Raw genomic sequence first — 25583 nt, 5'->3', positions numbered from 1 at the left:
AAAACGGTGGCACTAAATAGGTCTGTTGCCGTAGTCGCCGTTAGGCTTTTTCGGTGGATCTGCGGTTACATTAGTGGGAACCTCCTCAATTTTCCCACCATTTTTTAAAAACTCTTCAATTTGGTTATTCAGGCTTTGCCTTAGTTTTTTACGGGATTCGACGGTTCTCTCTTCAGCCGGCTCATCACGGCTGCCAAGATAACCGATATCCACACCGTCAAAACCAGTTGCTTTTGTAGGCTTTCTCCGTGCCATAGCTGTTTCCTCTTATTTCTGGTCTTTGGAGGCTTTGCTCCAACCTTATTATTAGACTTACGTTTCAGTTCTTATAGTTATAGTTCAACGTATGTAAAATGCCAGGAGCCTCTCGGGCTTAAGCTTTCGAGCATAAAATTCAGTAGGGTGAGTCAGATTTTTCGATGGATTTGTGCGAATAGTTAACCTATTTAAGCAAATTCATCGGAAAATATGGCCGCTCTTTCTGGATTTCAGGCCGAAATTGTCTTAAGTCTGACAGGCTCCTAGCTCAGACCACCTCCCTGACGTTACGTAATAAGAAAATCAATGAACCGTATAATTACCTATATACAACCCTTTGTAAAGTAGAAGATTGATTTTATTTTCTTCTCAAAATACCGTGATAATAGTCGGCTTTGGCGAGAGCGTACTTTAATAAAAAAACCGTTTCCTGCCGATAAGTGCTTTATACGACAACTCCTTGCAGAGATGTGCTTACCACCGGCTTTATCCTGAAACCTATTCAGCGCAGAACCCTTGCCATAATTATGACAGCGAGCCTTTTTCCCGGGGGGTCAAACGTCAACGATGCTTTTATCAAATAGCGCAGGGTCAAAACCCCCACCAGAGCGTTAGCTTGGTGGAGGAAACAGCCGCAGGCATTGCCAAGCTCTGCCTCGAAGGTTGTGTTGTTGCTTAGGTGGTGTTCATTAGCCACCTAAAGCATGTAGAGCGAAGCAACATCCTTATTGACTGATAAAGCCGGTCTGGAAGTATACCCTTATACCTTCCGGGCGGATGAGGGACGTGTACCTACTTATGCCAAAAACTTTGATGATATGCTGGATATCTTTCTGAATAAAGTGGATGTTGATGGTCTGTTTACTGATTTTCCTGATCGGGCAGTGAATTTTATACGGCACCAGGACGGTCCATTTCAATGGAGGCGATCATTATGATATCAGGCAGTTGGTGGCTATTTTCTGATATCAGAGTAGACCCTTTCTGTTCTGTCAACACGGCAATTTATTGTATTAATCAGAAAGAACACCCGGCACATTACACCCAACCCAAGCAGGCCAATAGATTTATTTGAAAAACGGCTCGCTAAAAAAAATTGGTTAGAAACCTAGCCAAAGCTTAAAGTCATCAAAAAAACTTCGTAATTTTTGGCGGCTTTTCGTCTTTTCTAATTTTGTTTCGTCTTATAGGGTGAGAATTAAACAAAATGATTAGGATTAAAGATGCTTAAAGTTGTTAGTTTTAAAATCTGCCCTTTTGTACAGCGTGTAACCGCTTTGCTTGCAGCTAAAAATATTGCCTTCGATGTTGAATACATCAGCTTGGGTGACAAGCCACAATGGTTTTTGGATATTTCACCTAACGCGCAGGTTCCTTTACTGGTCACGGAAAATGGCACAGCGCTTTTTGAATCGGATGCGATAATCGAATATATCGAAGAAGTTTATCCTAAGCTTGAAAATGGGGTTTCGTTTGAACAAAAGGCGTTAGACAGAGCGTGGAGTTATTTGGCTACCAAGCATTATTTAACTCAATGCTCGGTAATGCGTAGTCCAGATCAAATAACGTTTGATGAGCGTAACAAAAAGTTGAGCAAAGCTTTCGCAACCGTTGAGAAGCAGTTGCGCGAAGGACCTTTTTTTAAAGGCGCACAATTGTCGTTGGCCGATATTGCCTGGCTACCTTTATTACATCGCGCGCAAATCATAAAAGATAAATCAGGCTATGACTTCTTCACGAACTTACCAAAAGTAAAAGCATGGCAAGAAAACTTGATGAATACAGGTTTAACTCATAAATCAATCTCAGAAGATTTCGAGTCCAAATTTAGTGACTTTTATCTGTCTGAATCAACTTGGCTTGGTAATGGTTTTAACGATTGCTATGCAACGGTTGATCGATGTAAAATCGCCAGTTGCTGTTAAAGTATATATTTTCGGCTAGAGCGTCATTCTGGTAACCTCTAGCCTATTCACATTTATGCAGTCTATAGTTGTTACATTATGAAAATTGAAGACATTTGGCAGCAATATCGTGGCTTATTGCTTAAGTTTCTATCATCTAAGGTTAGCAATCAGGCTGATGTTGATGATTTATTGCAGACCATTTTAATCAAAGTGCATAAGGGCCTAGCCTCGTTAAGTGATGCCACTAGCCTCAAGCCTTGGCTAATGCAAATAGCTAATCACGCCATTATTGACTTTTATCGCCAACAAGCGAGTCAAAAACCGTTATCCGCCACTAATCTTTGGTATGAGAATGACGCCGAAAAAGAACATGAGTTGGCAAAATGTGTGAAACCCTTTATCGACTGCCTTGATTCTGAATCTGCACACCTGCTATGGCAAGCAGACATAGAAGGTGTCTCGCAAAAACAACTCGCTGAAAAACACAGTATGAATTATTCCACCTTAAAATCACGAGTTCAAAAAGCACGTAAGGATCTAAAAGCTTTGTTCGATCAATGTTGTCAGTTTGAGTTAGATGCGTTAGGCAACGCCATAGGTTGCACCATGAAAGCGGATAGCTGTAGTTCCTGTTAGTTGCCCCAATTATTTTTTACAATGTATTGTTTTTGTTGAAACTTTTAAAACTTACGTCGGTCGTAGATAAAGCAAAACATTTTAATTTTGAGTATTAGGGAGCCCCAATGAAAAGGAATTCTTTATTTCTAAGTCTCGCTTTGGGTTGGACTTTGGCAGGTTGCGCTACCACATCGAATACATCAACCTCGGAATCAAACCGTAATAGTCATGGTATTAACATGACGTCACCCATGCTGCTCTGGTGTCGCCTCCAGTGAATTCATATACCCTGAGAATCTTCATTTATACAATCGGTATGTTAATCTCTAACGCTTAAGTTAACCGACCTCCGGCATAGCCGGAGGCTTATCAGATTACGCCCTATAAGGGCTTTCATTGCGCCCAAGGGCGCTTACCAATCAAGATCATACTGCTCTCTATTCGCATCATTCTTTTCTTGATCCCGAATATATCTCCTAACCATATCTTCATCGAGCCCTACCGTTGAGACAAAGTAACCTCTTGCCCAAAAGTGCTCACCACTGAAGTTACGCTGCTTTCCTTTGACGTTTTTTGCAATTTCTATTGCACATTTTTCCTTCAGATAACTAGCAATATGGGATACCGGATATTTTGGCGAAATACTAACGCACATATGAATGTGATCAGACATCAAGTGCCCTTCCAGAATCTTGCAGTTTTTCCTTCTGGCAAGCTCATGGAAAATTTCTTCAGGAAACTTACGCAAATTTCCATATATCACCTTTCGTCTTCTCTTTGGGATAAAGACAATGTGGTACTTACAATCCCAACGAGTATGGGCCAAACTCTTGTAGTCTCTCATAGATTTACCTTCAATTTTCTTGGTCGGAAACTGAAAGGTAGTTATTGTCGCTACGGTTAAACCTATGAGAGTCTCCCCGGCATAGCCGGGGGTTTATCAGTGATTAATTAAAGAATATATCGAGAACCAGGACCAGCCCTGGACGGGCTGAACGAAATTCACCTTCCGCCTGGCTCGGCAGGAGTACTCTTTCGGAAACCAATAGCGTTTTATAAACTCATACCAATCGTTTTTCTAAAATAGGTCAACTATTCGCACAAATTGATCGAAAATTCTGACTCGCCCTACTGAATTTTATGCTCGAAAGCATAAGTCCGACAAGCTCCTGAAATAGACTACTGGTATAAGAGCACAGCTATGCAGAAGGCTATTTTATTGTTATTAATGACTCTTTATGCTTGGGCGAAACGGATAGGGCCGCGATTAATGTAATGAACGCGCCTGTTGTCAAAATGTAAAAAGGCGCCATATCAGTCAGTTGCAGTAGTTTATTCTGAACCATCGGCCCGAGACCGCAGAATAAGGCAAAACCCAAATTGTATGAGACAGCCAGCCCCGAATAGCGAACTTCAGTGGGAAATAACTCTAAAATCGCACAAGCAAAGGAGCATAAAACAATGCTGGATGTTAAGGAGAGTCCAATAACAAAGAACCAAATGGCCCCCTCAATATTTTGAACCAGCATATATTGGGCTAAAAAACCCACCGGAATAACCAGGCTTGTTCCCACAATCACCAAAAAACGGCGTCCCCATCTGTCTGAAATCTGACCAATAAACAATGACATTAATGTGCAAATCAATGAGAATAAGGCCGTTACCCAAAAAGCAGAGGTAATATGCATCTTAAAGGCCGGCGTAACATCAAGGTAGACTGGCAACATAAGTTGAACAGCGCTCATAGCCCCAGTGACAGCGGTGATACCTACGCCAAGGATCATTGCTTTTTTGTAGTTTAAAAACAAGGTGAGAACAGGAACCCGCTGCTTTTTAACCAGCTTGAGCATCTCTATAAACACCGGGGTTTCTATGGTTCTTTTACGCAACTCATAGCCAACCACTCCCAATACGCAACCTGCGAAAAAGGGAATCCGCCATCCCCAGTTTACAATTTCATCATGTGTCAACACGGTGGTTAACAGAGCACCTGCGACAGCGCCCATGATGACACCCACCTCACAGCCAGCACAGATACGGGCAGTCACCAGCCCTCTTTGCCTTTTATCAACATGTTCAGCCACAAAAATATAAGCCGCTGGCACTTCGCCTCCAAAAGACATCCCCTGTACAATACGAAAAAATGCTAACAGGAGCGGCGCAGCGATGCCGATAGCGTGCCACCCCGGCAACAAGGCAATGCCAAGGGTCGCACCGGTCATACATATCAGAGAAACAATAAAAAGACTGCGGCGACCTATTTTGTCGCCAAAGTGACTAAAAACTACACCTCCGACAGGTCGGGCCACATAACTGACAGCAAAAATCACCAGAACCGACATCATGCCGCCAAGACCTGACTCAGGAGGGAAAAAAACTTCGGCTAAATAGCTGGAAAAGTGAAGAAAGATAGCAAAATCAAACAGCTCAAATGCTCCACCAATGGCGGTTATAAAAATTAAATGTTTAAATTGCTTACTCATAACGAGACAGACTGACACAGTGATTCTTTCTTATTAAAAATGAAAATAGACGGGACAAGCATTTTTGCTAGAACTTTTTGGCATGAATCTGCCTAAACTCAGATGAAATAACTTCATTAAGTCGCCTAATAAAGTAAAAAAAGCATCTGGTTAAGGTTTTTTTAAAAGTGACTGTTAAAGCCCTATATGGACTGGTGCCGTGAAGCATGTGCAATCGTTGATTCTTTCAGCGAGGGCCAGGAGCCTGACCGAGAATAGCGCCCTTAGCGAGGTTTGCGAGAAATTAAGGATAAAAATGTCTGTTTCTGAGGAGAATAGCGGGGCTATTTGATGAAGAAGCAGGAATTTTTAGACCAATTTATCGCAACCGCAGTAGCGCAATCTATTCTCGGTCAGGCTCCTGGAGTAATGACAGCCCTCTACGGGCTGTTTGCTATCCATCTCCACCCAAACGGCAACGCTACGCAATGCCGCTATGGATGGAGAATTCCGCAATGTTCGTTAAAATCCAATGGAGTGGGTGTTGCGTGATTCGAAAGACGCCCACTCAAGGGCGTTACGTTTAGCCAACTGCATGGAGATAAATCTGCACCTTGGTCTTACCGTAATCAACATTGCCGCTGTTGTCGATGGTAATGGTGCGGCTGAGAGAAACGCGTGACTGGCCGTCATACTCAAGCACCTCACCACTGTCTTCCCTGAGAAAGGTTGGGCGAGAGTTCATGTTATAGATAATGCGGGCGCTGTTTTTGTCACGTATTATATCAATGGCCTGCTCCGGGTTCTGCCTGGACAATGTGCCCCAGTCAGGCATTTTTTTCTTCAGTGTGGCATGAAGACTGAAATACATATGATTCAGCTCGGTCTGGTTGATATGGCTGAATATCTGCATCCGGGTGTCAATAGGGAGATCATCAAGGTTGTTGATAATCTGGTCTTCTATTGCCTGACGAACCTCTTTGGCAGCCGCTTCTCCCTCATAAGCCGCCTTGCCATGTTCAATGCACAGCGCGCTGTTGTCAAAACAGATACCGCTGCCATTATGGATACGTATTATGTTTCTGGTCAAATCGACCCTGGTCTGGTCTGGCATTACCAGCAGGCCTTTCTCATTCCAATTGGCCTTCATAGCTGCAATATCGTCATCATGATAGCCCTTGCTTAAGGTTCGCATTTTCTCTTCAATCTCACCAGGTATCTCCAAGTCGTCAAAGATATAGTCTGGAGCACGCATGATGGCGATGATCTTGTCATTTACCTTATCCGCCATCTCACTGAGAAACTGACAGTTGGTATTAGGGTTGGAACAGGTAAAGCCTTTGTGAACCGGTGGCATTTGTGCCAATTGCTCTTGAAGGTAGCCGTGTATCAAAGCGAGCTCCCTGGTGGCATAGGGTGGATTCCCCATCATCTGTAGCCTGTCCATGTAGTTATTGAGCAAGGTTTCAATATGTTGGCACTGCCCCTTGTTATTACGGGCGCTCACGGCCAGTCTCTGGGCGGCAATCTGGATATCAACTTCGAGAATTGCCAGTTGATCCGCATGACTCGGCTGTCGGCCCTGGCTGAGACTGCCCCCCCCCTGTGCCGGGGCTGCGGCAATTTGACGCTGCGCCAGAGGAGAAAATGTTTGCTCAGCGGACGACTCACGCTCCGCTTTAGTGGCAGTGGGTTGAACCGCATCGGCTGGCAGTTGGGAAACTCGATCTGAACGGGTGTTTTGGGGCTTCTCCGGGGTGTTATTGTCTGCCGGGCTATTTGAATGAGCAGCTGGCTGAGCTGCGCCGGAACTCCCTGTTATCTTACTCACTGGCTTCGTCCTTGAGCTTTGTCGGGTATTTTCTTAAGTATAGGAAATTTACCCGTGAGTTTTGCAATGAATCTTGACAATCAGACAGCAGCGTATGCCTTGATCCGTAACACATTGGATAAAGCTATTTCCAGGCTGGTTTTATGCCTTGCTGGGATGCTCTTACTATCTACGTCAGCACCTTGCCGATAGCCCTTGCTTTTTACATGACGCAAGAACAACGCCCAAATCATCATTTTTTTCAAAAACAAGATTTCTTATAGTATCAAGAATAATTTTCATGAATTAGCATTGCCAATTTTTCAATTTTAGTGAATTAATTTAAAGGGTAGATGTGACGAAAATTTATTTGTTTTTTGTGTAAAAAAAATGCTTGTTTTTTGTGATCGGTGGTCAACTTATAGACTATACTCACTCGGTCATTATATATGTGAGATAGTATTATGCTTTGCCTATACAAACAACCCAGGGTGCTATTCAAACTCTTTTGTTTGCTTTTTGGTTTTCTTTCCATTGCACCTTCCTACGCAACCTATACAATAGAAAATGAACACACGTTAAGGGACGAACTCAAAAAGGCTTTAGAAGAGCCTTCCAGGAAATTTAATGAGACTGTAGAAGATGAGTCCAAACTTGTTGATCTTGATAATGAAATCAACAAAATAATTAAAAATCTTGATAATGTAATGGCTGAAATCAGTAAGGCTGAAGAAGAAAAAAATCCTTTTTTAACAGCCAGGTTGAAGGCCTATGACCGGCCCCAGGCGTTAATAGCCGAATTGTGTATTGCCGGGCTCTCTAACCCAAAAAATCGGGACAAAAATCCAGATATTGTTCATTCAAAAATAAGGGGTGAATACGCAGGTACAATCGGATTTATTGTCTCTAGGCTTCTGACTGATGCTGAAAAAGAGACGATCATACCGAAAGACTGCCCTGATATATGGTTTTTTGATGCTAATGATATCCAGCAGAGGTACAGTCTTCATACACAACTGACTTATTGGGGGCTAACCGGGCCTTCACTTCCCACCAGTAACGCTGTTCCCGAACTGGAGACGAAAACGGTGAAGGGCGAAAATTGGATTTCAAAGCAGAGCTTTGAAAATGCTGTAGCGCGTGTTGTAGAATCCCTTGAAACAGGTGATGGAGAGACAATACGGGAGGAGGATAAGAGAGATGATTTTGAAAAACAAATGAAAGTCAACAGCACGCCTCTCTATGAAATAACTGAATGGCTACCAGAAAAAAGCAAGCTATCAATTGAACTGGTAAAACATGATATGAACATCTGCGATTACTGGGATGAAGATGACTATCTACATCCTGACCTGATGTTAGCTCTTTTAAACTGGCCGAAGAAGGAGAACAACTATAAATCACAGGCAACCTTGATAACATGTGTCATTGCCGTGAAGTTGACTGGTCGTTCATTATTCCAAGTAAAATCTACTCAAAATTTTCAAACCATGGGTGTGAATAGGGAAACGGCTACATACGATGAAAGTGAAGAGAATAAAAACAACCACCCATATATGATTGCTTTGTGTTTACACAATCTAGAGAAACTAAGGAAACATGAAACGAAAGGAGCAAAAACGCAGGAAACGAAAGAAGCAAAAACGCAGGAAACAGGCTTGTAGATAGTTCTGTGTAAACGTCACTGATTATTTTCGCCTTGATCGGGGCTGGAAACTTAATTTCTAACAGGCTTATGGTTGCTTTCCAGCTCTGATCGACTTAGGTTACTTTTGCCTGAGCATTATTACTTTCTGCTGCTCAAGGGGTGGTGTCTGTCTACTGAAGCCACCAAAAGCCTGTTCTTTCTGTTTACCGTGCTGCCTCGTTTCTGGAAGTGCTGTTTTGCTAAACAAGGTGTCTTAATTCATTCGACCCGACCATTTTACTATCAGGCGAAATTATTGGTTGTGGTGTAGACTCTTTGTTTAAGGTGGGTTCATCTCAAGCATTCTATGACGCTATTGTGAGAAATTCCTTCAGATTATCCATTAAGTTCCCAGGGTGTGGTTACTTATGCTCGGTTATAAGGCACCGTCAGAACGTATTTTTGTGGGGGATTTAAAAGAAGGTGATGTGATCATTTCCCACCGATCTGAAAAAGCTATGTCTGACAGTGTTATATATGGGCATTCAGCACTTGTAGCCAGAATAGAGGAAGATGTTAGCACCCATATGCCCTCAGCATTGGTATTGGAAATTGATCGTCAGCATGGGCTTCACAGATCGGTACTGGCCACCTCAAACCTGGAACCCGGTCGCGCGCAGATTCATCAGAGGGTTTATCGCTTTAAAGATTTTAACGTTGCGTCACGGGCTGTGACTGTAGGCACAGTTTGGCTTTCGCGTTGTCATGGATTTCAGCGAGGGGAAAGGCAAAAGATAAGTATCTTCGGCCAGCAGCGCGAAAAAATGGTGGATGGTGTTGATGTGTACACATCGGGTGTCTACAGCATTACATCATTGCCTATGGTCTATTTTGGTAATGCTTGTTATGGGGCGTCGGCTCGTTCATACGCAAGAAAGCTTAACTTTCAATACATGCTCCAGGGCGATATCCCTCAGGAGTTAACAGCCAGTGCAACATCATTATTTACGGGTGTTACCTGCACTTACCTGCCTATTGCCGTTTACCAGGCTGTTTTAGGGGAATCTGGCAGTAGCATTAATATGGCAGTCGACGCCAGAAGGGCATTACCAAGTGATTTGGCACAATACCTGGATGCTAACGAAAATTGGCAATTCCTTGGTTTATTAACCAAGATCTAGGAGCCTGACCGAGAATAGCGCCCGTAGCGAGGATTACGAGAAATTGAGGATAAAAATTTCTGCTTCTGAGGATAATAGTGGGGCTATTTGATGAAGAAGCAGGAATTTTTAGACCAATTTATCGCAACCGCAGTAGGGCAGTCTATTCTCGGACAGGCTCCTAAGAGCCTGTCGGGCTTAAGTACTTGCCGGAGCCTGATAGGTTACCCATAACACCATATTCCCCGGGCAGGCAGAGCCTAATGCAGCCTGCATAACATCTTTAACGCGCAAGCTGCCAGAGCGGCTCAAAAAGACATCATCAAGTAATCCTTTTTCAAGAATCCAGCTGGGAACCGTATTGATTTTCGGGTCGTAAAGCGCCAGGGGAAAGGTTAAATCCCTTGGTAGCAGAGGCCTCTTTTGCGTCAGGGCACTCTGGCACCTGGTCACCATAGCGAGAGCCATATGTTGGCGTTTACGAATATAGCCAACGGCTTCCCGCTGATAGCGCTCTTCATAGGGACTCATCATTTCTTTATAGCGGCTTTCCACGCAACGGTCATAAGCGCTGAAGACATCGTCAAAATCTGTGCCTGCCTCTTTGCAGACCACCTCTACGGTTGACTTATGATCCTCACTGATTTCATCATACCAGCTGGCTACTGGACCGAGCTCAACCTCAGCTTCCTGATTGGCCACAAACAGCAGGTTCTCTTCTGCTGAGAAGCAAAGGGCCGCGTCATCATCTCTTGGGATAGCGAGGGATTTCAGGTTGGCGACGATGGCTAGCTGGCGATCACGCTCTGCCCGCGACTGCTGGCAAAAGAGCGAGGCTTCCACAGAAGTCTCAAGCGGCTCTTCCTCTTCGGAGGCAGCTTCAACATCGGGCAGGTCAAAAGGGTTAATGGGTTCACCTGCTGGCACGTAGTCCTGCTCTGTAAGGGCAAGGGGACCGGTCACAGGCAGTGCCAAAAGGCACCAGAGAAGGGTTTTTCTCGCAATCGACATATTCCGCTCCCTTGAACATATCAAATCCGATGAAATTCTTTCTATGTATACCACTGTGCAGGCAGCTAGGAAAGGGGGGGGAGTGGGATGGACGAGCTTTGGATGATGTTGTTAATACGCCAGTGTTTGACACCCCAGTGGATAATTTCTTCGACAGAACAGTGATTTAGCGAGATATCCAGGTCAACTCCAATAACGTTCATCGCCTTGATTAATAAAGGACGGGGTTCATCCAATGGCAGTGGGGCAGCATGGTTTTGCTTGCTCAATTTTTCACCGGTGTTGTTTGCGGTTATCACTGGCACATGGGCATAGGCTGGCTGTCTATAGCCAAGAACAGACTGTAGGTATAGTTGTTTTGATGTGGAGTCCATCAGGTCGTACCCTCGTACAACATGGGAAATTTTTTGAAAGGCGTCGTCGACGCAGACGGCCAGCTGGTAAGCATAAAGGTTATCTTTACGCCTCAGAATGAAGTCTCCCAGTGCACTAAGCTGCTGTTCTTGTCTGCCCTGAATACGATCTTCAAATACGACAGGTTGATCTGGACATTGCAGGCGCAAGGAATAAGGCCCTTGAGGCATTGATGTTTTGCTGCGGCAGTAACCAGGGTAAACACCGGCAAGCCCGGCCAGTCGTTTGCGGGTGCAAGTACAAGGGTAGAGCAACCCCTGCTTAAGTAAGCGCTCAAGCTCATGCTGATAGGCACCTGTGCGCAAGCTTTGATAAAGGACTTCACCATCCCAGATCATCCCGTAGTTTTCAAGTGCCTTCAGGATCAATAAAGCTGAACCTGGCTGCTCCCGTGGTGGGTCAATGTCTTCTATTCGAACCAGCCATTGCCCTTGATGGGCGCGTGCATCAAGATAACTGGCCAAAGCGGTGACCAGAGAGCCAAAGTGAAGGGGTCCTGAAGGTGAGGGCGCAAAACGGCCTGTGTAAGGAGGTGTCACATCCATGGAAGGGTATTCTGAGTTCTGAAGAGTCGAACGGTGGTGGCAGCGAGCTTCGACAGGCTCAGCCCGAACGGCAAAACCGGGAAGTTATTGTCAGACTCACAGCGCCACAGGCTCCCCAGAAAATCGAAAAACAGGCAGCTTTTCTTATCAGTTTCGTTTTTCACAAAAGATCATCAATAGCTTTTTAGTGCAGGTTACGCTTTATTATCCATGCAGATTTCATCCCCGCTACTACTGTGAAGGAAGGGGCCACGCTCTGGTTGATTCCCCCTTTGTGGATATAAATGCCCATGGAGCCGGAAGCGCCTGATCAGGAACCCAACTGTTTTTCCTTGATTTCAGCCAGCGTTTTGCAGTCAATGCATAAGGTGGCTGTTGGTCGGGCTTCCAGACGACGGATGCCAATTTCTACGCCACAGCTATCACAGAAACCATAGTCACCCTCTTCAATACGGCTGAGAGTTTCATTGATTTTTTTGATGAGTTTACGCTCACGGTCGCGGGTACGCAGCTCCAGACTGAACTCTTCTTCCTGGCTGGCACGGTCGGCAGGGTCAGGGAAATTAGCCGCTTCATCCTGCATGTGGTTCACGGTTCTATCCACTTCTTCCATGAGTTCCCGCTTCCAGTTTTGCAGGATCTGGGTAAAGTGCACAATTTGCTGATCGCTCATGTACTCCTCTCCCTTCGATTCTTCGTAAGGGGTAAAGGATCTGAGCAGGTTTTTTTGCTCTGCTTTATTTTGTGCTGACATGATTACAGCCTCATCACCTTCTCAAAAATGTGCCATGACGTATACTGACATGGCTACGCCATCCGCCTTCCGGAACCCCGGTAGCTTGGAAACTGAGGTCAATACTTCGGGTGCCTGGTGACGAACAAAAGCCTGGCACATGCCTCCCGCTTTCCTCATAGAGGCGCAGAAACTACCAAAACCTGCGACAAGACGCCACACTATTTTATGGATTTTATGATAGTATCCGCAAAGCATCTCCTGAAAAGACGATAATGCTTGATTTTGCACCGTAAACCGTCTTTCAGCCACCATTTGGCGATAGCTGCGTGCTATAGGCCAAACTACCATCATAAAATCTCACGGTAGAATAGCAAAGTGTAAATTCATAAAATTTGACCATGATTTATAAATCCCCCCTCCAGCAAGGTCGGCTAATTAGCCGCTACAAGCGTTTTATGGCTGATATTGAGCGTCCTGATGGCAGTCAGATCACTCTCCACTGTCCAAATACCGGCTCCATGAAAAATTGTCTTTATCCCGGGCAAAGGGTCTGGTATTCAGACTCTGGCAATGGGAAAAGAAAGTATCCCTGCACTTGGGAGCAAGCTGAAATTCCCGTCCTGTTTAACGGAGAAACCCGGCTGACCCGTGCAGGGATCAATACACAAAAAGCGAACCTGCTGGTTGAAGAGTTGCTGAACCAGAAAAAAGTCCCTGAGCTGGCAAGTTACCGAGTCCTTAAAAAAGAAGTTCGATACGGACAGGAAAATAGCCGTATTGATTTTCTGCTTCAGGATAGAGATTTGCCCGATTGCTATATGGAAGTAAAAAGCGTGACGTTGGCAGAGGGGGACGGGCTGGGTCTTTTTCCTGATGCGGTGACGGTTCGAGGGAGAAAACATTTAAGGGAGTTAATGGCTATTCGCAAGGAGGGCTATCGTGCTATTTTGTTTTTTTGCGTTCAGCACACAGGCATCGAACGTGTAGCACCTGCCAAAGCAATTGATCCGGGTTATGCCCATACACTGCAAGAAGCAGTGAAAGCGGGTGTTGAATTGCTTGCCTGGCAATGCGATATCACATCAGAATCCATTCATCTTTCACGACCTTTGCCTGTTACCCTGTAACATCCGCAAAAGTACAGAGTCGTCTATCAACATCTCATCAAGGGCAATAGCGCTCCTGAAAACAAGGTAATGGATAGCACCAGGAGCCTGCCGGACTTAAGACAATTTCGGCCTAAAATCCAGAAAGTACGAGAAGAAAGTGCGAGAAAGTGCGAGAAAGTGCGGCCAGAATTTCCGATCAATTTGCTTAAATAGGTCAACTATTCGCACAAATTGATCGAAAATTCTGACTCGCCCTACTGAATTTTATGCTCGAAAGCATAAGTCCGACAGGCTCCTAACCATTGAGAACAGTCTCCTTATCGGATGTCCTTGCTTACTTGTTTTTTACTTGATCACCATAGCGTCTATCTTTAAAAGCATTGAATACAACCTTTGGTAGAAAAACTAATGCTTCGAACAGCGGTAGTGGGTACCGGTTATCTGGGCGCATTCCATGCGCAAAAATATTCGCAATTGCCAGCCAGCTTGCTGGTTGGCGTGGCTGACATTAACCCCAGTCAGGGGCAAAAGGTGGCGGGAGAGTGTAATACCACCTACTTTCCTGATCATAAAGCACTTCTGGATAAAGTGGATGCGGTGAGCATTGCTGTTCCTACCTGTATGCATCATGCTATCGCACGTGATTTTCTGGAGGCTGGCGTGCACGTACTGGTTGAGAAACCCATCACCACTACGGTTGCTGAAGCGAAAGAACTGGTTTCACTGGCCCATAAAAAACAGCTGGTGCTCCAGGTGGGGTTTCTTGAACGCTTTAACGCTGCGATAGACAGCGTAATCCCGGAACTCGTCGAGCCACGATTTATTGAATCTCACCGACTGGCTGGCTTTAAGCCCCGCTCCATCGATATTAATGTTGTCATGGATCTGATGATCCATGACCTTGATATTATTCTGTCACTGGTTGATAGCCCGGTAATAAATATTGTAGCCAATGGTACTCCTGTACTGACAAATACTGTTGACATCGCTCAGGCCAGACTGACATTCAATAATGGTTGTGTTGCCAATGTTACAGCAAGTCGCATTAGTCAGAACAGCAAACGAAAAATGCATATCTTTCAGAAAACGGGCTGTATCTGTGTCGATTTTCAAGAGTTAAAAACCCGCTTCTTCTCAAAGGGCGATAACGAAGTATTTCCCGGTATCCCAACTATTCAGTGCCAGGAGCAACAATTTCGCGATGATGACCCTTTAAAAAAAGAAATTGATGATTTTCTGCAATGCATTACCTGCCGGCGTTCACCTAAGGCTTCCGGTGAACAGGGCGCGAAAGCGCTGGATATCGCTTGCCAAATCTCCAATATTATTGCACAAGGCCAATACTGATGCTTAAAGTACCAATGGTTGATACGCAAGCCTGGCACGCGCCTGTTCAGGACGAGCTTGAGCAGGCAGCACTGAGAGTGCTCCGTTCAGGACAGTTTATTTCCGGCGCTGAGGTGGCTGCCTTTGAGCAAGAATCGGCCTGTTACCTTGGCAGCCCTTATGCTGTGAGTTGTGCCAATGGTACCGATGCTTTGGTGCTTGCCCTGCTCACCGCTGGTATTGGCAATGGGGACGAGGTGATTACCACTCCCTTCAGTTTTTTTGCTACGACAGAAGCTATTTTGCGGGTGGGTGCCACCCCGGTGTTTGTTGATATTGACCATAAAACCTTTAACCTTGATCCAGCTCTTATACCACCGGCTATTTCAGCCAAAACAAAAGCTGTACTTGTCGTACATTTATTTGGTTTGCCGGCTGAGCTTGACGCGCTCACCGTTATCACGGAAAAATACGGTTTATTATTGATTGAGGATTGCGCTCAGGCATTTGGCGCAAGCTATCAAGAAAAAAAAGTGGGTGCCTTTGGTCACATTGGGTGCTTCAGTTTTTTTCCAAGTAAAAACCTTGGTGGGTTTGGTGATGGTGGGTTGATCACCACAGGGTCAGCGGCCATCGCTGATCAATTAAAACAATTGCGTAATCACGGTAGCCGTCTTTCTTATTATCATGAGTCTGTAGGGTATAATAGTCGACTGGATGAGGTTCAGGCTGCCTTGCTAAGGGTAAAGCTCAAACATATTAACCATTACAATCATCAAAGACGACAGGTAGCGCAATGGTATAAAGAGTACCTGTCTGAAGCGCCTTTAGTGTTACCTTCAGGCAACGATGAGAACACGCATACCTATAACCAGTTCACTGTTCTTGTCCCTGATCACCGGGATGCCGTGCAAAAACAGTTGGAAAAGCAGAGTATTGCCAGCAGGGTTTTCTATCCTACGCCTTTGTATCGGCAACCCGTCTTGAGTAATGCATCCCGGCCACTACCGGTCTGTGAAAAAGTGTGTGAACAGTGTTTATCACTGCCTATTTTCCCAGGTATGGTGGCTGAAAAAGTCAAAGCCCTGTCAGCAATTTTACTTGAAATCCTTGCTTGAGAGGCCCTTTTATCCCAGTGACAAGAAAAGCGGTTTTCCATAAGGCAAGGGCTTTTGCTATTGTAGTTTTTCCAGCAACGCTTGCAGGGGGTGCTTAAGGCGTTGATTACTGAATCGCTTTACCTGGCTCCTGCATGAATACCCTGTTGCCACCAACATCCCGGTATTTTCAGGATTTTCAACCACCGCCTTCCAACTCATGTCATATAACTTCCGTGACGTTTGCTGGTTTGGCGCTTCATGGCCGTAAATGCCTGACATCCCACAGCAACCTGTAGGCTGATATTTGAGGCTTAAGCCACAGGCTGCAAACACTGTTTGCCATTGTTTGACCGATGCCGGTGTGTTGGTGACTTCTGTACAATGGCCTAACAAGGTATAACTGCCCGTTAACGTTAAATTGAGTCGTTTAATCCTGCTGGCCTCGCTGGCAAACCATTCCGATAACAATTGTACGGTGGGCACTTTACAGCCCGGCACTTCGTGGTATTCATCACGGTAAGTCAGCGTGACGGCAGCATCAATACCAACAAGGGGAACGCCACTGTTTGCCAGCGCATTCAGTTCTGTAGCATTGCTGCGGGCAACGCGGTGGAACCCTTTATGAAAGCCATACACGTGCAGCACTTTACCATTGGGGTTAAAAGGGGCAATCAGGGGTCTGTAACCGAGACGAATCAACAGTTCAGTTAAGTCGGTCAGCAAGGGCGTATCAAAAAAACTGGTAAAGGCATCCTGAACAATAATCACCGTTTTGCTTTTTTCACTATCGGGTATACATTTCAGCAATGAAGGGCTGGCAATGGCGGCACCTGAACGACAAATGTCTTTAATTGGCGAGGCTGAGGTGATAACAGGCAATGCTGTTAAACCCATTGTGCGTGCAATAACAGCATCCACCCAAGGTAACTGAACCATCAGATTGTAGAGGCTTTTTACCCTGGCCAGTACTGGCAATGCCCGCTCCAAAGTGGCAGCCACATAATGCTTTATGGGCCTTGGATAACGACTGTGGTAGAGCTCAAAAAAACGCGAGCGAATATCCGGCACATTGACTTGTATGGGACATTGCCCGGCACAGGATTTACAACTCATGCAACTGTCCAGTGCCTTGTAGACATCGTGGCTAAAGTCCTCTTCACCTCGCCATTTTGCCCGCTGATTGTTCATTTTTTTAACGGCGTTTTTTATTACAGATAATACCGATGAAGGCGCACGAATTTCCTCAATGGTCTTATCAATACGCGTGCCCGCAATAGACTGCAACCGTAGCCAGTCCCTGACCAGGGTCGAGCGCCCTTTAGGGGATTGCACGCGATCGAGTGTCGCTTTCCAGGTGGGGCACATGGCACTATCGGCCTGATAGTTAAAACAGGCACCATTGCCATTACAGTACATGCCTTTAGAGAAAACCTCAAAGGCGTCGCGCTCAATCAGACGATCCCTTTCGCCCCGGGTTGGCACGCCATCAATTTTCAGCAGTTCTTGTTGTTCTGCTTGTGCGGGTGTGGCTATTTTTCCGGGGTTTAACTGATTGCGTGGATCAAAAGCTGCCTTTATTTGTTGCAATACCGGGTACAGTTCAGCAAAAAAAGCAGGGGCATATTCTGAGCGTATACCTTTGCCATGCTCTCCCCAAAGCACACCGCCATGACGTTGCGCCAGATGGGCGACCTCATCGCTAATGGCCCGCACCAGCACTGCCTGTTGCGGGTCTTTCATATCAATGGCAGGGCGCACATGGAGAACCCCGGCATCCACATGACCAAACATGCCATAGCGCAATTGATGTTTATCGAGCAATTCCCGAAACTGCTGGATAAACGCCGCCAGGTTTTCAGGGGGAACGGCAACATCTTCCACAAAGGGAATGGGACGAGCATCACCGCTCATATTACCCAGCAATGCCACCGACTGCTTGCGCATGGCCCAGATTTTTTTCACATTGGCTGCGCCCATTACCGTCGCATGGTCCAATCGCTCAGCCGATGGTGATTTTTCTAAAACAGTGATTAAACGACTAATTCCATGATTAATGGCATCATCATCACCGGTAAACTCAACAAAATTAATGCCATCAATACCGTTACTGTTTTCAGGAAAAAATTCCTTGACGGTAGCCCAAAGGCCCGTGTCGTTTTTTGCCAGATTCAGCACTTTAGAGTCAATGGTCTCAATGGAGTCAGGCTTTGCAGACATCAACACCTGTGCATCTTTCAAAGATGCCTGAAAGCTGTCGTAAAAAACAACGACCAGCGCTGACTGCTCAGGGATTGGTAGCAGGTTAATTTTTATTTCACTGATTAATGCTAACGTGCCTTCAGAGCCACAGAGTATCGCATTTAAATCAAACTGACTCGCTTTATTGCGAATGTTGGCCAGATCGTAACCGGTCAGGTTACGGTTCAATTTGGGGAAAATGTTTTTTACTGTCTCATGATGTTGTTTATCACTGTCGTTGACCACACGGTGCACATTACCAACGGTATCTTTGCGCTGACAAATGGATGCAAGTTCATTGTCGGCTAGAGGGCCAGAGACCCAGACAGAACCATCAGACAGAACCGAGGTCAGCTCCAGTACATGATGACGGGTTTTACCGTAGACAACAGACCCCTGACCACTGGCGTCCGTGTTGACCATCCCCCCCACCGTTGCCCGATTACTGGTGGATAGCTCTGGCGCAAAAAACAACCCTTCTTTGGCGGCGAGTTCGTTCAGTTGGTCTTTTACAACACCCGCTTGCACCCGTGCCCAGCGCTCTTTGACGTTAATTTCGAGCACCTGATTCATATACCGGCTGGTATCCATCATAAAACCCGGCGTCAATGACTGGCCGTTGGTGCCGGTACCACCACCACGGGGAGAAATCACCACGGAATGAAACGCGGGTTTAGCCATCAGGGTCATCAGGGTGGACAAATCTGCCGTCGACCGTGGATACAACACCCCCTCTGGCAACACCTGATAAATTGAGTTATCTGTCGCCAGTACCACCCGGTCAGCATAGCCCAGATCAATATCACCACTAAAACCAGCATTACCGAGGGCAGTGGCAAACTCACAGTAAAGCGATGTTGTTATGGTTTTATCCAGTCGACTAATCACTTCATGACTCCATTGTACTGTGAGGTTTATTGTAGGAGGACAGCGCCCTGACCTCAAACCCCGCCTTGAAAGTTGCTCACAATCTTTTACCCGCCACCCAATGGGCATGGCTGGCTAGGAGCCTGTCGGACTTAAGACAATTTCGGCCTAAAATCCAGAAAGTACGAGAAAGTACGAGAAAGTGCGAGAAAGTGCGAGAAAGTGCGGCCAGAACTTCCGATCAATTTGCTTAAGGCTCTTAATGGATTCCGGGGAGTTACCTAAACAACACCGCCAGAAGTCCTGATAGAAGTGCATTGATGACAAAGTTGTTGATCTTAATCAGTACCGGATGGATGTCTTCCAAAAGCTCGCCCAATTAGCCTGATTAAGCGTTATCACTCAAAGCATCCCAGAAATCACTATCAAGCTTTTTGATTTCGATGGTTTGCTCAACCTGCATGCCCAGGTTGTAGTCGTAGATGTATTTGGCCAGTTGCTGACCGTCGATCAGCACCAGCTTTTTTGCGCTGTCAAAGTCTTCCGTGTCGGCAATGGCGCTTTTGGTATAGCTGGACGTGGTAATAAATACGCCTTTGCTTGCTTTGGCAAACGATAACGCACCCACAAATTTATGAATATCTTCCCGGCCTACGGCATTATCTCTTGCATAGCGTTTGGCCTGAATATAAATGCGCCCAAACCCCAGCACATCTTCTTTGATAATGCCATCAATGCCCTGGTCGTTTGAGTACTGTGTGACTTCACCCGCCCCTTCCACTTCGCCGCCATACCCCATACGCTGTAGCAGCGTGACGACAAGCTCTTCAAAGGCACGGGGAGATTTGCTGAGGATGACCTCAATAATCTCATCGTACACAGACTGACGAATCTCAGCAGAAGAAGCATAGAGCGCTTCCTGAGGCGTGATATGGCTTTCAGGCGTTGCTGAAGTAATGGTTGGCTTTTCTTTCTTGCTACGCTTTACCGGTTCCCGTTGGCTAACCTGCTGGCTAATATGGATATCAATTTTTTCTGGCGTGGCTAACAGTTGCCGACCAACATCTGTCACCTGGTACACAGCCCTTTTAGGCTTTCGCACCAAGCCTGCCATATTCAGGTAGCTCAATGCCCATGCAATACGGTCATAAAACATTTTACCATTGCCTGAGTCGTACACTTTCAGCCGCTCTTGTTCAGACAATTGAAAGTGTTTGGCCAGCGGTATTTCAAACTCTCGCATTTTGAGTGATTCATGCTGGCTGAGCAACTGGAGGGCAGGTGTCCAGATATCGTTATGGCGTGGAATTGCCATTTTATACGGATCCTTTTGAGTTGTTCTGAAACACTGAGTGCAGGGCAGGAGTATAGGACACCCAAAAATTTAACCGGCAATACCAAATTGATGGGCAAATTGATGGGTGTCCTTTTTTTGTTGCTTTTTTGTTTTTTGCTCCGGTGTCATGATTGATGGCAATGTCTACCCGACCAGGGTCGGCATGCCACAGGGTGGGCCTTTATGGATCAGGTTTCACCATCATCGTTGAAACGCCCGGTGCGGACCCGCATGCCCGGTGCTGTGGGGAGGGTTGGAGAAAGACCAGCCCTTACCCGATTTATGTGCGTTCTCGATTTAAATACGTGAGGCTTGAGACAATGCTCTTGAGATCCATTGATTAATACTCTGATTGCTGACCTGAGCAGCAGTAGCTATTGATGCGTGTAATTCTGGAGGTATACGTAACATCAACTTGCCGGAATATGGTTTTTGAGGCTCTTTACCAACTGCCGCACAAGTTTCTAGATAATCCTCAACTGCTTCCTGAAATGACTCTCTGAGTTCCGCTACTGACTCACCATGAAAACCAACCCGGTCTTTTATGCCTGCAATATGACCGATAAAGCATTCGTCATCATCGCTGTATTCTATGCTGGCCGCATAACCTTTATATGTCATTGTGTTCATGGCTTCACTCCAATCCTGATTAAAAAATCGCGTGCATCTTTCACCTGATACGGCTTAGCCTCTTTCTTGGGGTGTGGTCTATGGAAAGTGCCAATTTCCCCATCTTTGTGGAACCTTACACGCGACCCGCGCCCCTCGATAACTTCAGCTCCAGCAGTAATAAAAAGGGCTTCTATGGCTTTCCATTCCAACTGCTTTGGAACGGGTTCTTTATATATCACTTCGAGGGTTTTTCGGTGTTTAGCGTTCATAGATGACACTATAGATCATAGTATCAATTATTGGTATCATTTTTTAACGTTTGTAGATTGGATGTATGAGCACATAACGCCTGCATAAGCGGTGGTGCGTCTAGCGCCGTCCGCTGGATGCTCTTTTTAGGAGAAAGTACAGAAAAGTACAGAAGAAAAGTACAGAAGTACACAAAGTACAGAACCAAAGTACAGGACCAAAGTACAGGACCAAAGTACAGGACCAAAGCAACAAAGTACCAAAGTACCAAAGTACCAAAGTACCAAAGTACAGGACACCCAAAAATTTACCCAAAAATTTAACCGGCAATGCCTCAAAAAAACAAAAAACAAAAAAAGGACACAACACAAAAAAAGGACACCCGCTTTTTCCAGTTGAAAATTTATGGGTGTCCCGTTCTCCCCCCCGTTCTCCTTCCCGTTCTCCCCCTATCGTTGAAACGCCCACCCGGTGCGGACCCACATGCCGGGTGCTGTGGGGAGGGTTGGAGAAAGACCAGCCCTTACCCGATTTATATGTTTTAAGTACATGACCATTTGCTTTTCAAGTTGATCTACAGGCCTTGCAAGGCCTGCCAGCAAAAAAATATATGTTTTCATTTGGTCACGAAGAAAAAAGGACACCCATAAGTTTGACGTTGCCGGTTAACTTTATGGGTAACTTTATGGGTGTCCTTTTGTTGTTACTTTTGTTGTTGTTGTCGGTCTTTTGTTGTCTGTTGTGGTCAAACTTGCCCTGTTCATCCTTCGGCGCGGCCCAGACACTCCAGCGATAGTCTTCCTCAATAATGTACTGGTAACGCTCGCCGCTCATTTCTGCCAGGTCAGCACGGTCCTTTTCAAAATCTTCCAGATACCTTAAAAAACAGCATCCATGAGGTTTACTCGGTATAGTCCAGCTCACTGGAACAGCCTGCATCTTTACGCAGGGTATCGTCGATATTTTTAAAGACTTGTTCAAACATTAAGCAGGCTTCTTGGCTGAGTGAAAAAGAAATCAGGCACGCTACCGCTCGGAGGTCAGCCATGGTCTGTTAGTGACCAGGCGGAGCATGGGCCTCGGTAGCTATGATCAATGCATGTATTAAGGGTGAATTGTACTGATAAGCACATGGTTAAAACATAGAAAGAAGTCGTATGTATCCACCAAATTTACTGTAATTTCATTGGGATGGATGCGTCAACTGAAAGGCTTTACGTAGTTTAGCCTGACAGAAAGGGTGATCTGTCAGGCCAGAGGGGGGCTTAATGGCGGTTCGGGGCTATTGTTGTGTAGATATAAAGCAAGGGACGCTCGGCAGTGCCATTTTTACGTATAACTTCACCCTGTACTGAATGGCCCGCTTTAAGGTGGCGGTGGAAGAGTTCAAGGCGTCCACGGTCAACATAGCCAAGTTTGTTACCACCAAGCTCAATGCGTATTGCCTGTGAATCGTACTGATTTTCAGGTTCAGGAATAAATTGTACCGGTGTATTAACAGCAATCTCGTCAATGGAAATTGTTGACTCATACCGAAACCCGGCCACTTCGATGAGAAGCTCAAAAGGCTCATTTGCGCTATCAAAGGGATGCACTAACTCAAAGCCATCATCAGGGAGGCGTGCCCCCACGTAGCCTAACAAAGCAAAGTCGCTGATTGCTGCGTCTGGGTTTAGCCCCCGCAACTCCAGATACCGATAAAAATCACTGCGACTTCGTGGTGGTATTCTGTGGGTAAACGCTTCCAGTACCTGATTTTCATAGGAGCACACATCATCTTTGAGTTGGAATGCGGGGTGTCCTTTAAAACCCTGCAAACGCGCCTGCTCAAAGTCTTCAGTTCCTTTAAAGTAGTTGAGCACAACTACATCATCTTTGCGCACGAGTTCACCCACTAAATAGCGTGAGCGGCTGTTGCTGTCTAATGCCTGCCATGACAATAGCAGGCGCTCAGGCTCAATCAGATGTTCAATGTACCTCATGCCATGTTCTCCAGGTGTTCGAGCAGGATACGCCTTCTCAGAACTGTTAGCTTGTATATAAAGGCTGCTCTTTCTTCAGTCAGTGGCGATTTTATCGTAAATGTTGTCAGTTCACTAAGCACCTTTTCCAAAGCGTCTTCTGACCAACTCAGGCTGTCAATCAGTAATGGAATCATTGCGGGGTACTTCATACAAAAATCAAAAACACCATCGATAAGAGGTAGCCGCCGTTCACTGGACAGGCTCCATTTCATATGGTGTCGGCCATTATTGATATAGGCTCGAAGACCGTTCTCGTCCGTTGTAAACTGCCTGAACTTTTTCTCGAACAATTCATGACCAAGGCTGGTGCCATTATCAAAATAGGGTGTAAATCTGGCTAAAGAGCCATTTTCGTTCCATATGACACCCCAATTTTCCTGATGACGGTCAGTATTTCCGATAACTGCATCATAGCAAAGGCATAATCCCCAGTATTCTTGCCAGTTGTGACTAAGCGTTTTATTTCTACCGAGAGCTCGTGAAAATTTAATAATGGTTTCAAGATTATGCAGACGACCCTTTTCTCGATCATAATCATCAATCAATGCCTGCATATGGTCACCGCCAGGGGTAAATCTTTCTTTTATATCTGGCTGATAGCCCAAAAACCATTCAATAACTGAACCCGGCTCCCCTGTTTCTGAGTTGATAGCAACAAATGCTGGCGGCACGGGTAATTTCATTAAACGGCCAATTTTAAAAGCGATGATTTCAGCCCAGTACTGATCAGGATGTCTGGGTTTTCTGGAATCTTTAGCGCTCTTAATCGCTTCTTTAAACAAATATCTTTGATTTGGCAAACAGAAGTCAAAAGGGGCTTTATCAGGGCACACCCTCAAGCTCTTATCCCTCGCCCCAACGGGGAATACTTCATAATCCTGGTGCACCGGCCATTTTGCGACGTCAATAATCTGGGTACTGGATTGGTAAATGTTTTTTCTATCTATCAACTGAGTACACCACTGAAAAATGCCTGTTTTTTTGAGTGTACTTGTCGCAGTAGGAAAAGTCCTGAAATCTTTGTGAAAGTACTCACTTGGGGTGAAAAAGGCGAGCGTTCCCACACGGAGCACAGGAACGAGATGTTGACATCCGCCTCCAGAAGTAGCAGGGAGTACTCTTTCTATCATGGACAGGTGGGGAGAGTTTCGCAATGCTCGTTAAAGGGCACCAAAGGCCTCAGCATCTTTGCGCTTGGCGACTTTATGCTGCTCATCAGAGAAGCCTTTTTTCCAATAACTGCTGATGTACAACCGCTCGCGCTCTACGTTCCGTTCAGTTTTAAAATACGCTCTCAGTTGTCGCATATTGCTGAATTCGCAAGCGCTCCATACAGCCGGGCTGCCTGTTAACCATTCCAGTTCTTTTACGGTGTTGCTCAGCAAGCTGGTCTGTGGATTAAGGTCGGCATTCACCAGCCAGATCAGCTCCATGCCTTCAGGGGTCTGTATTGACTGTTTGTCTCTGGCATCAGCCACTTCAATAATGGCGTAGCCTCTGGCATCAGCGGGAAGCTGCTCAAGGTTGCAGCAAATTGCCGATAAGGCGGTCATATCGCCCACCAGCAAAAACCAGTCAGCGCTGTTATCAACCAGTTTTTTTGGTCCTGGCCCCTTGATCATGATGATATCACCAGGGGCTGTCACCTGTGCCCAACGTCCGGCTGGCCCCTGATCATCACCATGGCCATGCAGTACAAAGTCAACGGTCAGTAACTGGTCTTGAGGGTTATAGTCACGAATGGTGTAAGAGCGCAACCGGGGTTTTTCCGTTTTATTGTTCTCTTCTGGCATAGCCGTTAACGGCTGACCTTCAGCATCGAACATCAGTTTGATATAAGCGCTTTCCTGGGAGAGCGGGAAATCATTCAATGCTTCACCGGTGAAGACGACGCGTTGCATGTTAGGGGTAATAGTGTGGGTACTGTGGACAGTCAGTTGACGGAAAGCTGGCTTGCTCATGGTGCGCTCTCACGGTAGTAGGAACAGTACACTAGCAAATCAGCCTGCAAATGAGAAGTATTTTCAAATAGAAACCGATAGTAAAAGCGGCACTACCATGCGCCGCTGATTTTACTGTTGTCGCAGCTATCCAGAATCGAAAGAGGACTCCCGCCGAGCTAGGCGGGTGGTGAATTTCGTTCAGCCCGTCTAGGGCTTATCTTGGTTTCTGAT

Annotated in this window: 23 protein-coding genes; 8 read left to right on the top strand and 15 right to left on the bottom strand. The window is 45.8% G+C overall.

All coding sequences use genetic code 11. The features are described 5' to 3' along the window. Nucleotides 1–12: 12 nt before the first annotated feature. Nucleotides 13–255, bottom strand: coding sequence for a hypothetical protein (locus V4C51_RS02140; RefSeq protein WP_330924476.1), 243 nt, complete (start codon nt 253–255; stop codon nt 13–15). A 731-nt stretch (nt 256–986) separates the two neighbouring features. Between V4C51_RS02140 and V4C51_RS02135 the strand changes: the two genes are divergently transcribed. The 3 genes from V4C51_RS02135 (at nt 987) to sigZ (ending at nt 2801) form a co-directional block, all read left to right on the top strand. After that, complete coding sequence (locus tag V4C51_RS02135; protein ID WP_330924475.1) at nt 987–1196, top strand: glycerophosphodiester phosphodiesterase family protein; 210 nt, start codon at nt 987–989, stop codon at nt 1194–1196. 285 nt (nt 1197–1481) lie between these two features. Then, nucleotides 1482–2183, top strand: a complete 702-nt coding sequence (locus V4C51_RS02130; RefSeq protein ID WP_330924474.1) for a glutathione S-transferase family protein — start codon at nt 1482–1484, stop codon at nt 2181–2183. Between the two features lie 78 nt (nt 2184–2261). Continuing rightward, a complete protein-coding gene (gene sigZ / locus V4C51_RS02125) occupies nt 2262–2801 on the top strand; it encodes an RNA polymerase sigma factor SigZ (protein ID WP_330924473.1) in 540 nt (179 codons plus the stop codon). Nucleotides 2802–3195: 394 nt separating this feature from the next. Here sigZ and tnpA read toward each other — a convergent pair whose 3' ends face one another. The 3 genes from tnpA to V4C51_RS02110 all read right to left on the bottom strand — a co-directional run bounded on the left by tnpA (nt 3196) and on the right by V4C51_RS02110 (nt 7076). Further along, on the bottom strand, nt 3196–3627 hold the full coding sequence (tnpA, locus tag V4C51_RS02120; protein WP_330924472.1) for an IS200/IS605 family transposase: 432 nt from the start codon (nt 3625–3627) through the stop codon (nt 3196–3198). A 367-nt stretch (nt 3628–3994) separates the two neighbouring features. Further along, nucleotides 3995–5266, bottom strand: coding sequence for an MFS transporter (locus V4C51_RS02115; protein ID WP_330924471.1), 1272 nt, complete (start codon nt 5264–5266; stop codon nt 3995–3997). A gap of 562 nt (nt 5267–5828) precedes the next feature. Next, nucleotides 5829–7076: a hypothetical protein gene (locus V4C51_RS02110; RefSeq protein WP_330924470.1), complete on the bottom strand. Its 1248-nt coding sequence runs from the start codon at nt 7074–7076 to the stop codon at nt 5829–5831. 443 nt (nt 7077–7519) lie between these two features. Between V4C51_RS02110 and V4C51_RS02105 the strand changes: the two genes are divergently transcribed. Both V4C51_RS02105 and V4C51_RS02100 read left to right on the top strand, forming a co-directional pair. Next, on the top strand, nt 7520–8719 hold the full coding sequence (locus V4C51_RS02105) for a hypothetical protein (protein ID WP_330924469.1): 1200 nt from the start codon (nt 7520–7522) through the stop codon (nt 8717–8719). A gap of 391 nt (nt 8720–9110) precedes the next feature. Then, nucleotides 9111–9863, top strand: a complete 753-nt coding sequence (locus V4C51_RS02100) for a hypothetical protein (RefSeq protein ID WP_330924468.1) — start codon at nt 9111–9113, stop codon at nt 9861–9863. A gap of 177 nt (nt 9864–10040) precedes the next feature. Here the strand turns inward: V4C51_RS02100 and V4C51_RS02095 are convergent, their stop codons facing one another. The 3 genes from V4C51_RS02095 to dksA all read right to left on the bottom strand — a co-directional run bounded on the left by V4C51_RS02095 (nt 10041) and on the right by dksA (nt 12566). Next, nucleotides 10041–10853, bottom strand: coding sequence for a hypothetical protein (locus V4C51_RS02095; RefSeq protein WP_330924467.1), 813 nt, complete (start codon nt 10851–10853; stop codon nt 10041–10043). A gap of 65 nt (nt 10854–10918) precedes the next feature. Continuing rightward, entirely contained in the window at nt 10919–11812 is an 894-nt protein-coding gene (gene gluQRS, locus V4C51_RS02090; protein WP_330924466.1) for a tRNA glutamyl-Q(34) synthetase GluQRS, read from the bottom strand. Nucleotides 11813–12122: 310 nt separating this feature from the next. Continuing rightward, nucleotides 12123–12566, bottom strand: coding sequence for an RNA polymerase-binding protein DksA (dksA, locus tag V4C51_RS02085; protein ID WP_330924465.1), 444 nt, complete (start codon nt 12564–12566; stop codon nt 12123–12125). 380 nt (nt 12567–12946) lie between these two features. Between dksA and sfsA the strand changes: the two genes are divergently transcribed. From sfsA to V4C51_RS02070, 3 genes are all read left to right on the top strand, one after another. Next, nucleotides 12947–13675: a DNA/RNA nuclease SfsA gene (gene sfsA, locus V4C51_RS02080; RefSeq protein ID WP_330924464.1), complete on the top strand. Its 729-nt coding sequence runs from the start codon at nt 12947–12949 to the stop codon at nt 13673–13675. A 390-nt stretch (nt 13676–14065) separates the two neighbouring features. After that, on the top strand, nt 14066–15004 hold the full coding sequence (locus V4C51_RS02075; protein ID WP_330924463.1) for a Gfo/Idh/MocA family protein: 939 nt from the start codon (nt 14066–14068) through the stop codon (nt 15002–15004). After that, nucleotides 15004–16101 (top strand): DegT/DnrJ/EryC1/StrS family aminotransferase, encoded by a 1098-nt coding sequence (locus V4C51_RS02070; RefSeq protein WP_330924462.1) that lies wholly within the window; start codon nt 15004–15006, stop codon nt 16099–16101. Before V4C51_RS02075 ends, V4C51_RS02070 begins: the two co-directional genes overlap by 1 nt. A gap of 57 nt (nt 16102–16158) precedes the next feature. Here the strand turns inward: V4C51_RS02070 and ydiJ are convergent, their stop codons facing one another. The 8 genes from ydiJ to V4C51_RS02030 all read right to left on the bottom strand — a co-directional run bounded on the left by ydiJ (nt 16159) and on the right by V4C51_RS02030 (nt 25370). Next, nucleotides 16159–19209 carry a D-2-hydroxyglutarate dehydrogenase YdiJ gene (gene ydiJ / locus V4C51_RS02065; protein ID WP_330924461.1) on the bottom strand — a complete coding sequence of 1017 codons (3051 nt, stop codon included), beginning with the start codon at nt 19207–19209 and terminating at the stop codon, nt 16159–16161. A gap of 367 nt (nt 19210–19576) precedes the next feature. Continuing rightward, a complete protein-coding gene (locus tag V4C51_RS02060; protein WP_330924460.1) occupies nt 19577–20503 on the bottom strand; it encodes a restriction endonuclease in 927 nt (308 codons plus the stop codon). 318 nt (nt 20504–20821) lie between these two features. Next, nucleotides 20822–21154 carry a type II toxin-antitoxin system HicB family antitoxin gene (locus V4C51_RS02055; RefSeq protein ID WP_330924459.1) on the bottom strand — a complete coding sequence of 111 codons (333 nt, stop codon included), beginning with the start codon at nt 21152–21154 and terminating at the stop codon, nt 20822–20824. After that, the gene (locus V4C51_RS02050; RefSeq protein WP_330924458.1) at nt 21151–21405 is read right to left on the bottom strand and encodes a type II toxin-antitoxin system HicA family toxin; all 255 of its coding nucleotides are present in this window, start codon (nt 21403–21405) and stop codon (nt 21151–21153) included. The genes V4C51_RS02055 and V4C51_RS02050 overlap by 4 nt, the downstream gene beginning before the upstream one ends. Nucleotides 21406–22009: 604 nt before the next feature. Next, on the bottom strand, nt 22010–22309 hold the full coding sequence (locus V4C51_RS02045) for a hypothetical protein (RefSeq protein ID WP_330924457.1): 300 nt from the start codon (nt 22307–22309) through the stop codon (nt 22010–22012). Nucleotides 22310–22650: 341 nt separating this feature from the next. Beyond that, nucleotides 22651–23367 (bottom strand): HIRAN domain-containing protein, encoded by a 717-nt coding sequence (locus V4C51_RS02040; RefSeq protein WP_330924456.1) that lies wholly within the window; start codon nt 23365–23367, stop codon nt 22651–22653. Then, on the bottom strand, nt 23364–24359 hold the full coding sequence (locus V4C51_RS02035) for a HipA domain-containing protein (RefSeq protein WP_330924455.1): 996 nt from the start codon (nt 24357–24359) through the stop codon (nt 23364–23366). Before V4C51_RS02035 ends, V4C51_RS02040 begins: the two co-directional genes overlap by 4 nt. Nucleotides 24360–24569: 210 nt before the next feature. Continuing rightward, nucleotides 24570–25370, bottom strand: coding sequence for a siderophore-interacting protein (locus V4C51_RS02030; RefSeq protein ID WP_330924454.1), 801 nt, complete (start codon nt 25368–25370; stop codon nt 24570–24572). Nucleotides 25371–25583: the final 213 nt, after the last annotated feature.

The sequence above is a fragment of the Candidatus Sororendozoicomonas aggregata genome, assembly GCF_031528575.1.
Taxonomy (GTDB): domain Bacteria; phylum Pseudomonadota; class Gammaproteobacteria; order Pseudomonadales; family Endozoicomonadaceae; genus Endonucleibacter; species Endonucleibacter aggregata.
Note: the sequence above shows the minus strand (reverse complement) of the source record. Positions and strands in the feature narration are given on the sequence as shown.

What these genes read in the sequence shown, in the direction of transcription:
- V4C51_RS02140 (WP_330924476.1), bottom strand. Translation starts at nt 255, where the DNA reads ATGGCACGGAGAAAGCCTACAAAAGCAACTGGTTTTGACGGTGTGGAT.
- V4C51_RS02130 (WP_330924474.1), top strand. Translation starts at nt 1,482, where the DNA reads ATGCTTAAAGTTGTTAGTTTTAAAATCTGCCCTTTTGTACAGCGTGTA.
- sigZ (WP_330924473.1), top strand. Translation starts at nt 2,262, where the DNA reads ATGAAAATTGAAGACATTTGGCAGCAATATCGTGGCTTATTGCTTAAG.
- tnpA (WP_330924472.1), bottom strand. Translation starts at nt 3,627, where the DNA reads ATGAGAGACTACAAGAGTTTGGCCCATACTCGTTGGGATTGTAAGTAC.
- V4C51_RS02115 (WP_330924471.1), bottom strand. Translation starts at nt 5,266, where the DNA reads ATGAGTAAGCAATTTAAACATTTAATTTTTATAACCGCCATTGGTGGA.
- V4C51_RS02105 (WP_330924469.1), top strand. Translation starts at nt 7,520, where the DNA reads ATGCTTTGCCTATACAAACAACCCAGGGTGCTATTCAAACTCTTTTGT.
- V4C51_RS02100 (WP_330924468.1), top strand. Translation starts at nt 9,111, where the DNA reads ATGCTCGGTTATAAGGCACCGTCAGAACGTATTTTTGTGGGGGATTTA.
- V4C51_RS02095 (WP_330924467.1), bottom strand. Translation starts at nt 10,853, where the DNA reads ATGTCGATTGCGAGAAAAACCCTTCTCTGGTGCCTTTTGGCACTGCCT.
- gluQRS (WP_330924466.1), bottom strand. Translation starts at nt 11,812, where the DNA reads ATGGATGTGACACCTCCTTACACAGGCCGTTTTGCGCCCTCACCTTCA.
- dksA (WP_330924465.1), bottom strand. Translation starts at nt 12,566, where the DNA reads ATGTCAGCACAAAATAAAGCAGAGCAAAAAAACCTGCTCAGATCCTTT.
- sfsA (WP_330924464.1), top strand. Translation starts at nt 12,947, where the DNA reads ATGATTTATAAATCCCCCCTCCAGCAAGGTCGGCTAATTAGCCGCTAC.
- V4C51_RS02075 (WP_330924463.1), top strand. Translation starts at nt 14,066, where the DNA reads ATGCTTCGAACAGCGGTAGTGGGTACCGGTTATCTGGGCGCATTCCAT.
- V4C51_RS02070 (WP_330924462.1), top strand. Translation starts at nt 15,004, where the DNA reads ATGCTTAAAGTACCAATGGTTGATACGCAAGCCTGGCACGCGCCTGTT.
- V4C51_RS02060 (WP_330924460.1), bottom strand. Translation starts at nt 20,503, where the DNA reads ATGGCAATTCCACGCCATAACGATATCTGGACACCTGCCCTCCAGTTG.
- V4C51_RS02055 (WP_330924459.1), bottom strand. Translation starts at nt 21,154, where the DNA reads ATGAACACAATGACATATAAAGGTTATGCGGCCAGCATAGAATACAGC.
- V4C51_RS02050 (WP_330924458.1), bottom strand. Translation starts at nt 21,405, where the DNA reads ATGAACGCTAAACACCGAAAAACCCTCGAAGTGATATATAAAGAACCC.
- V4C51_RS02040 (WP_330924456.1), bottom strand. Translation starts at nt 23,367, where the DNA reads ATGAGGTACATTGAACATCTGATTGAGCCTGAGCGCCTGCTATTGTCA.
- V4C51_RS02030 (WP_330924454.1), bottom strand. Translation starts at nt 25,370, where the DNA reads ATGAGCAAGCCAGCTTTCCGTCAACTGACTGTCCACAGTACCCACACT.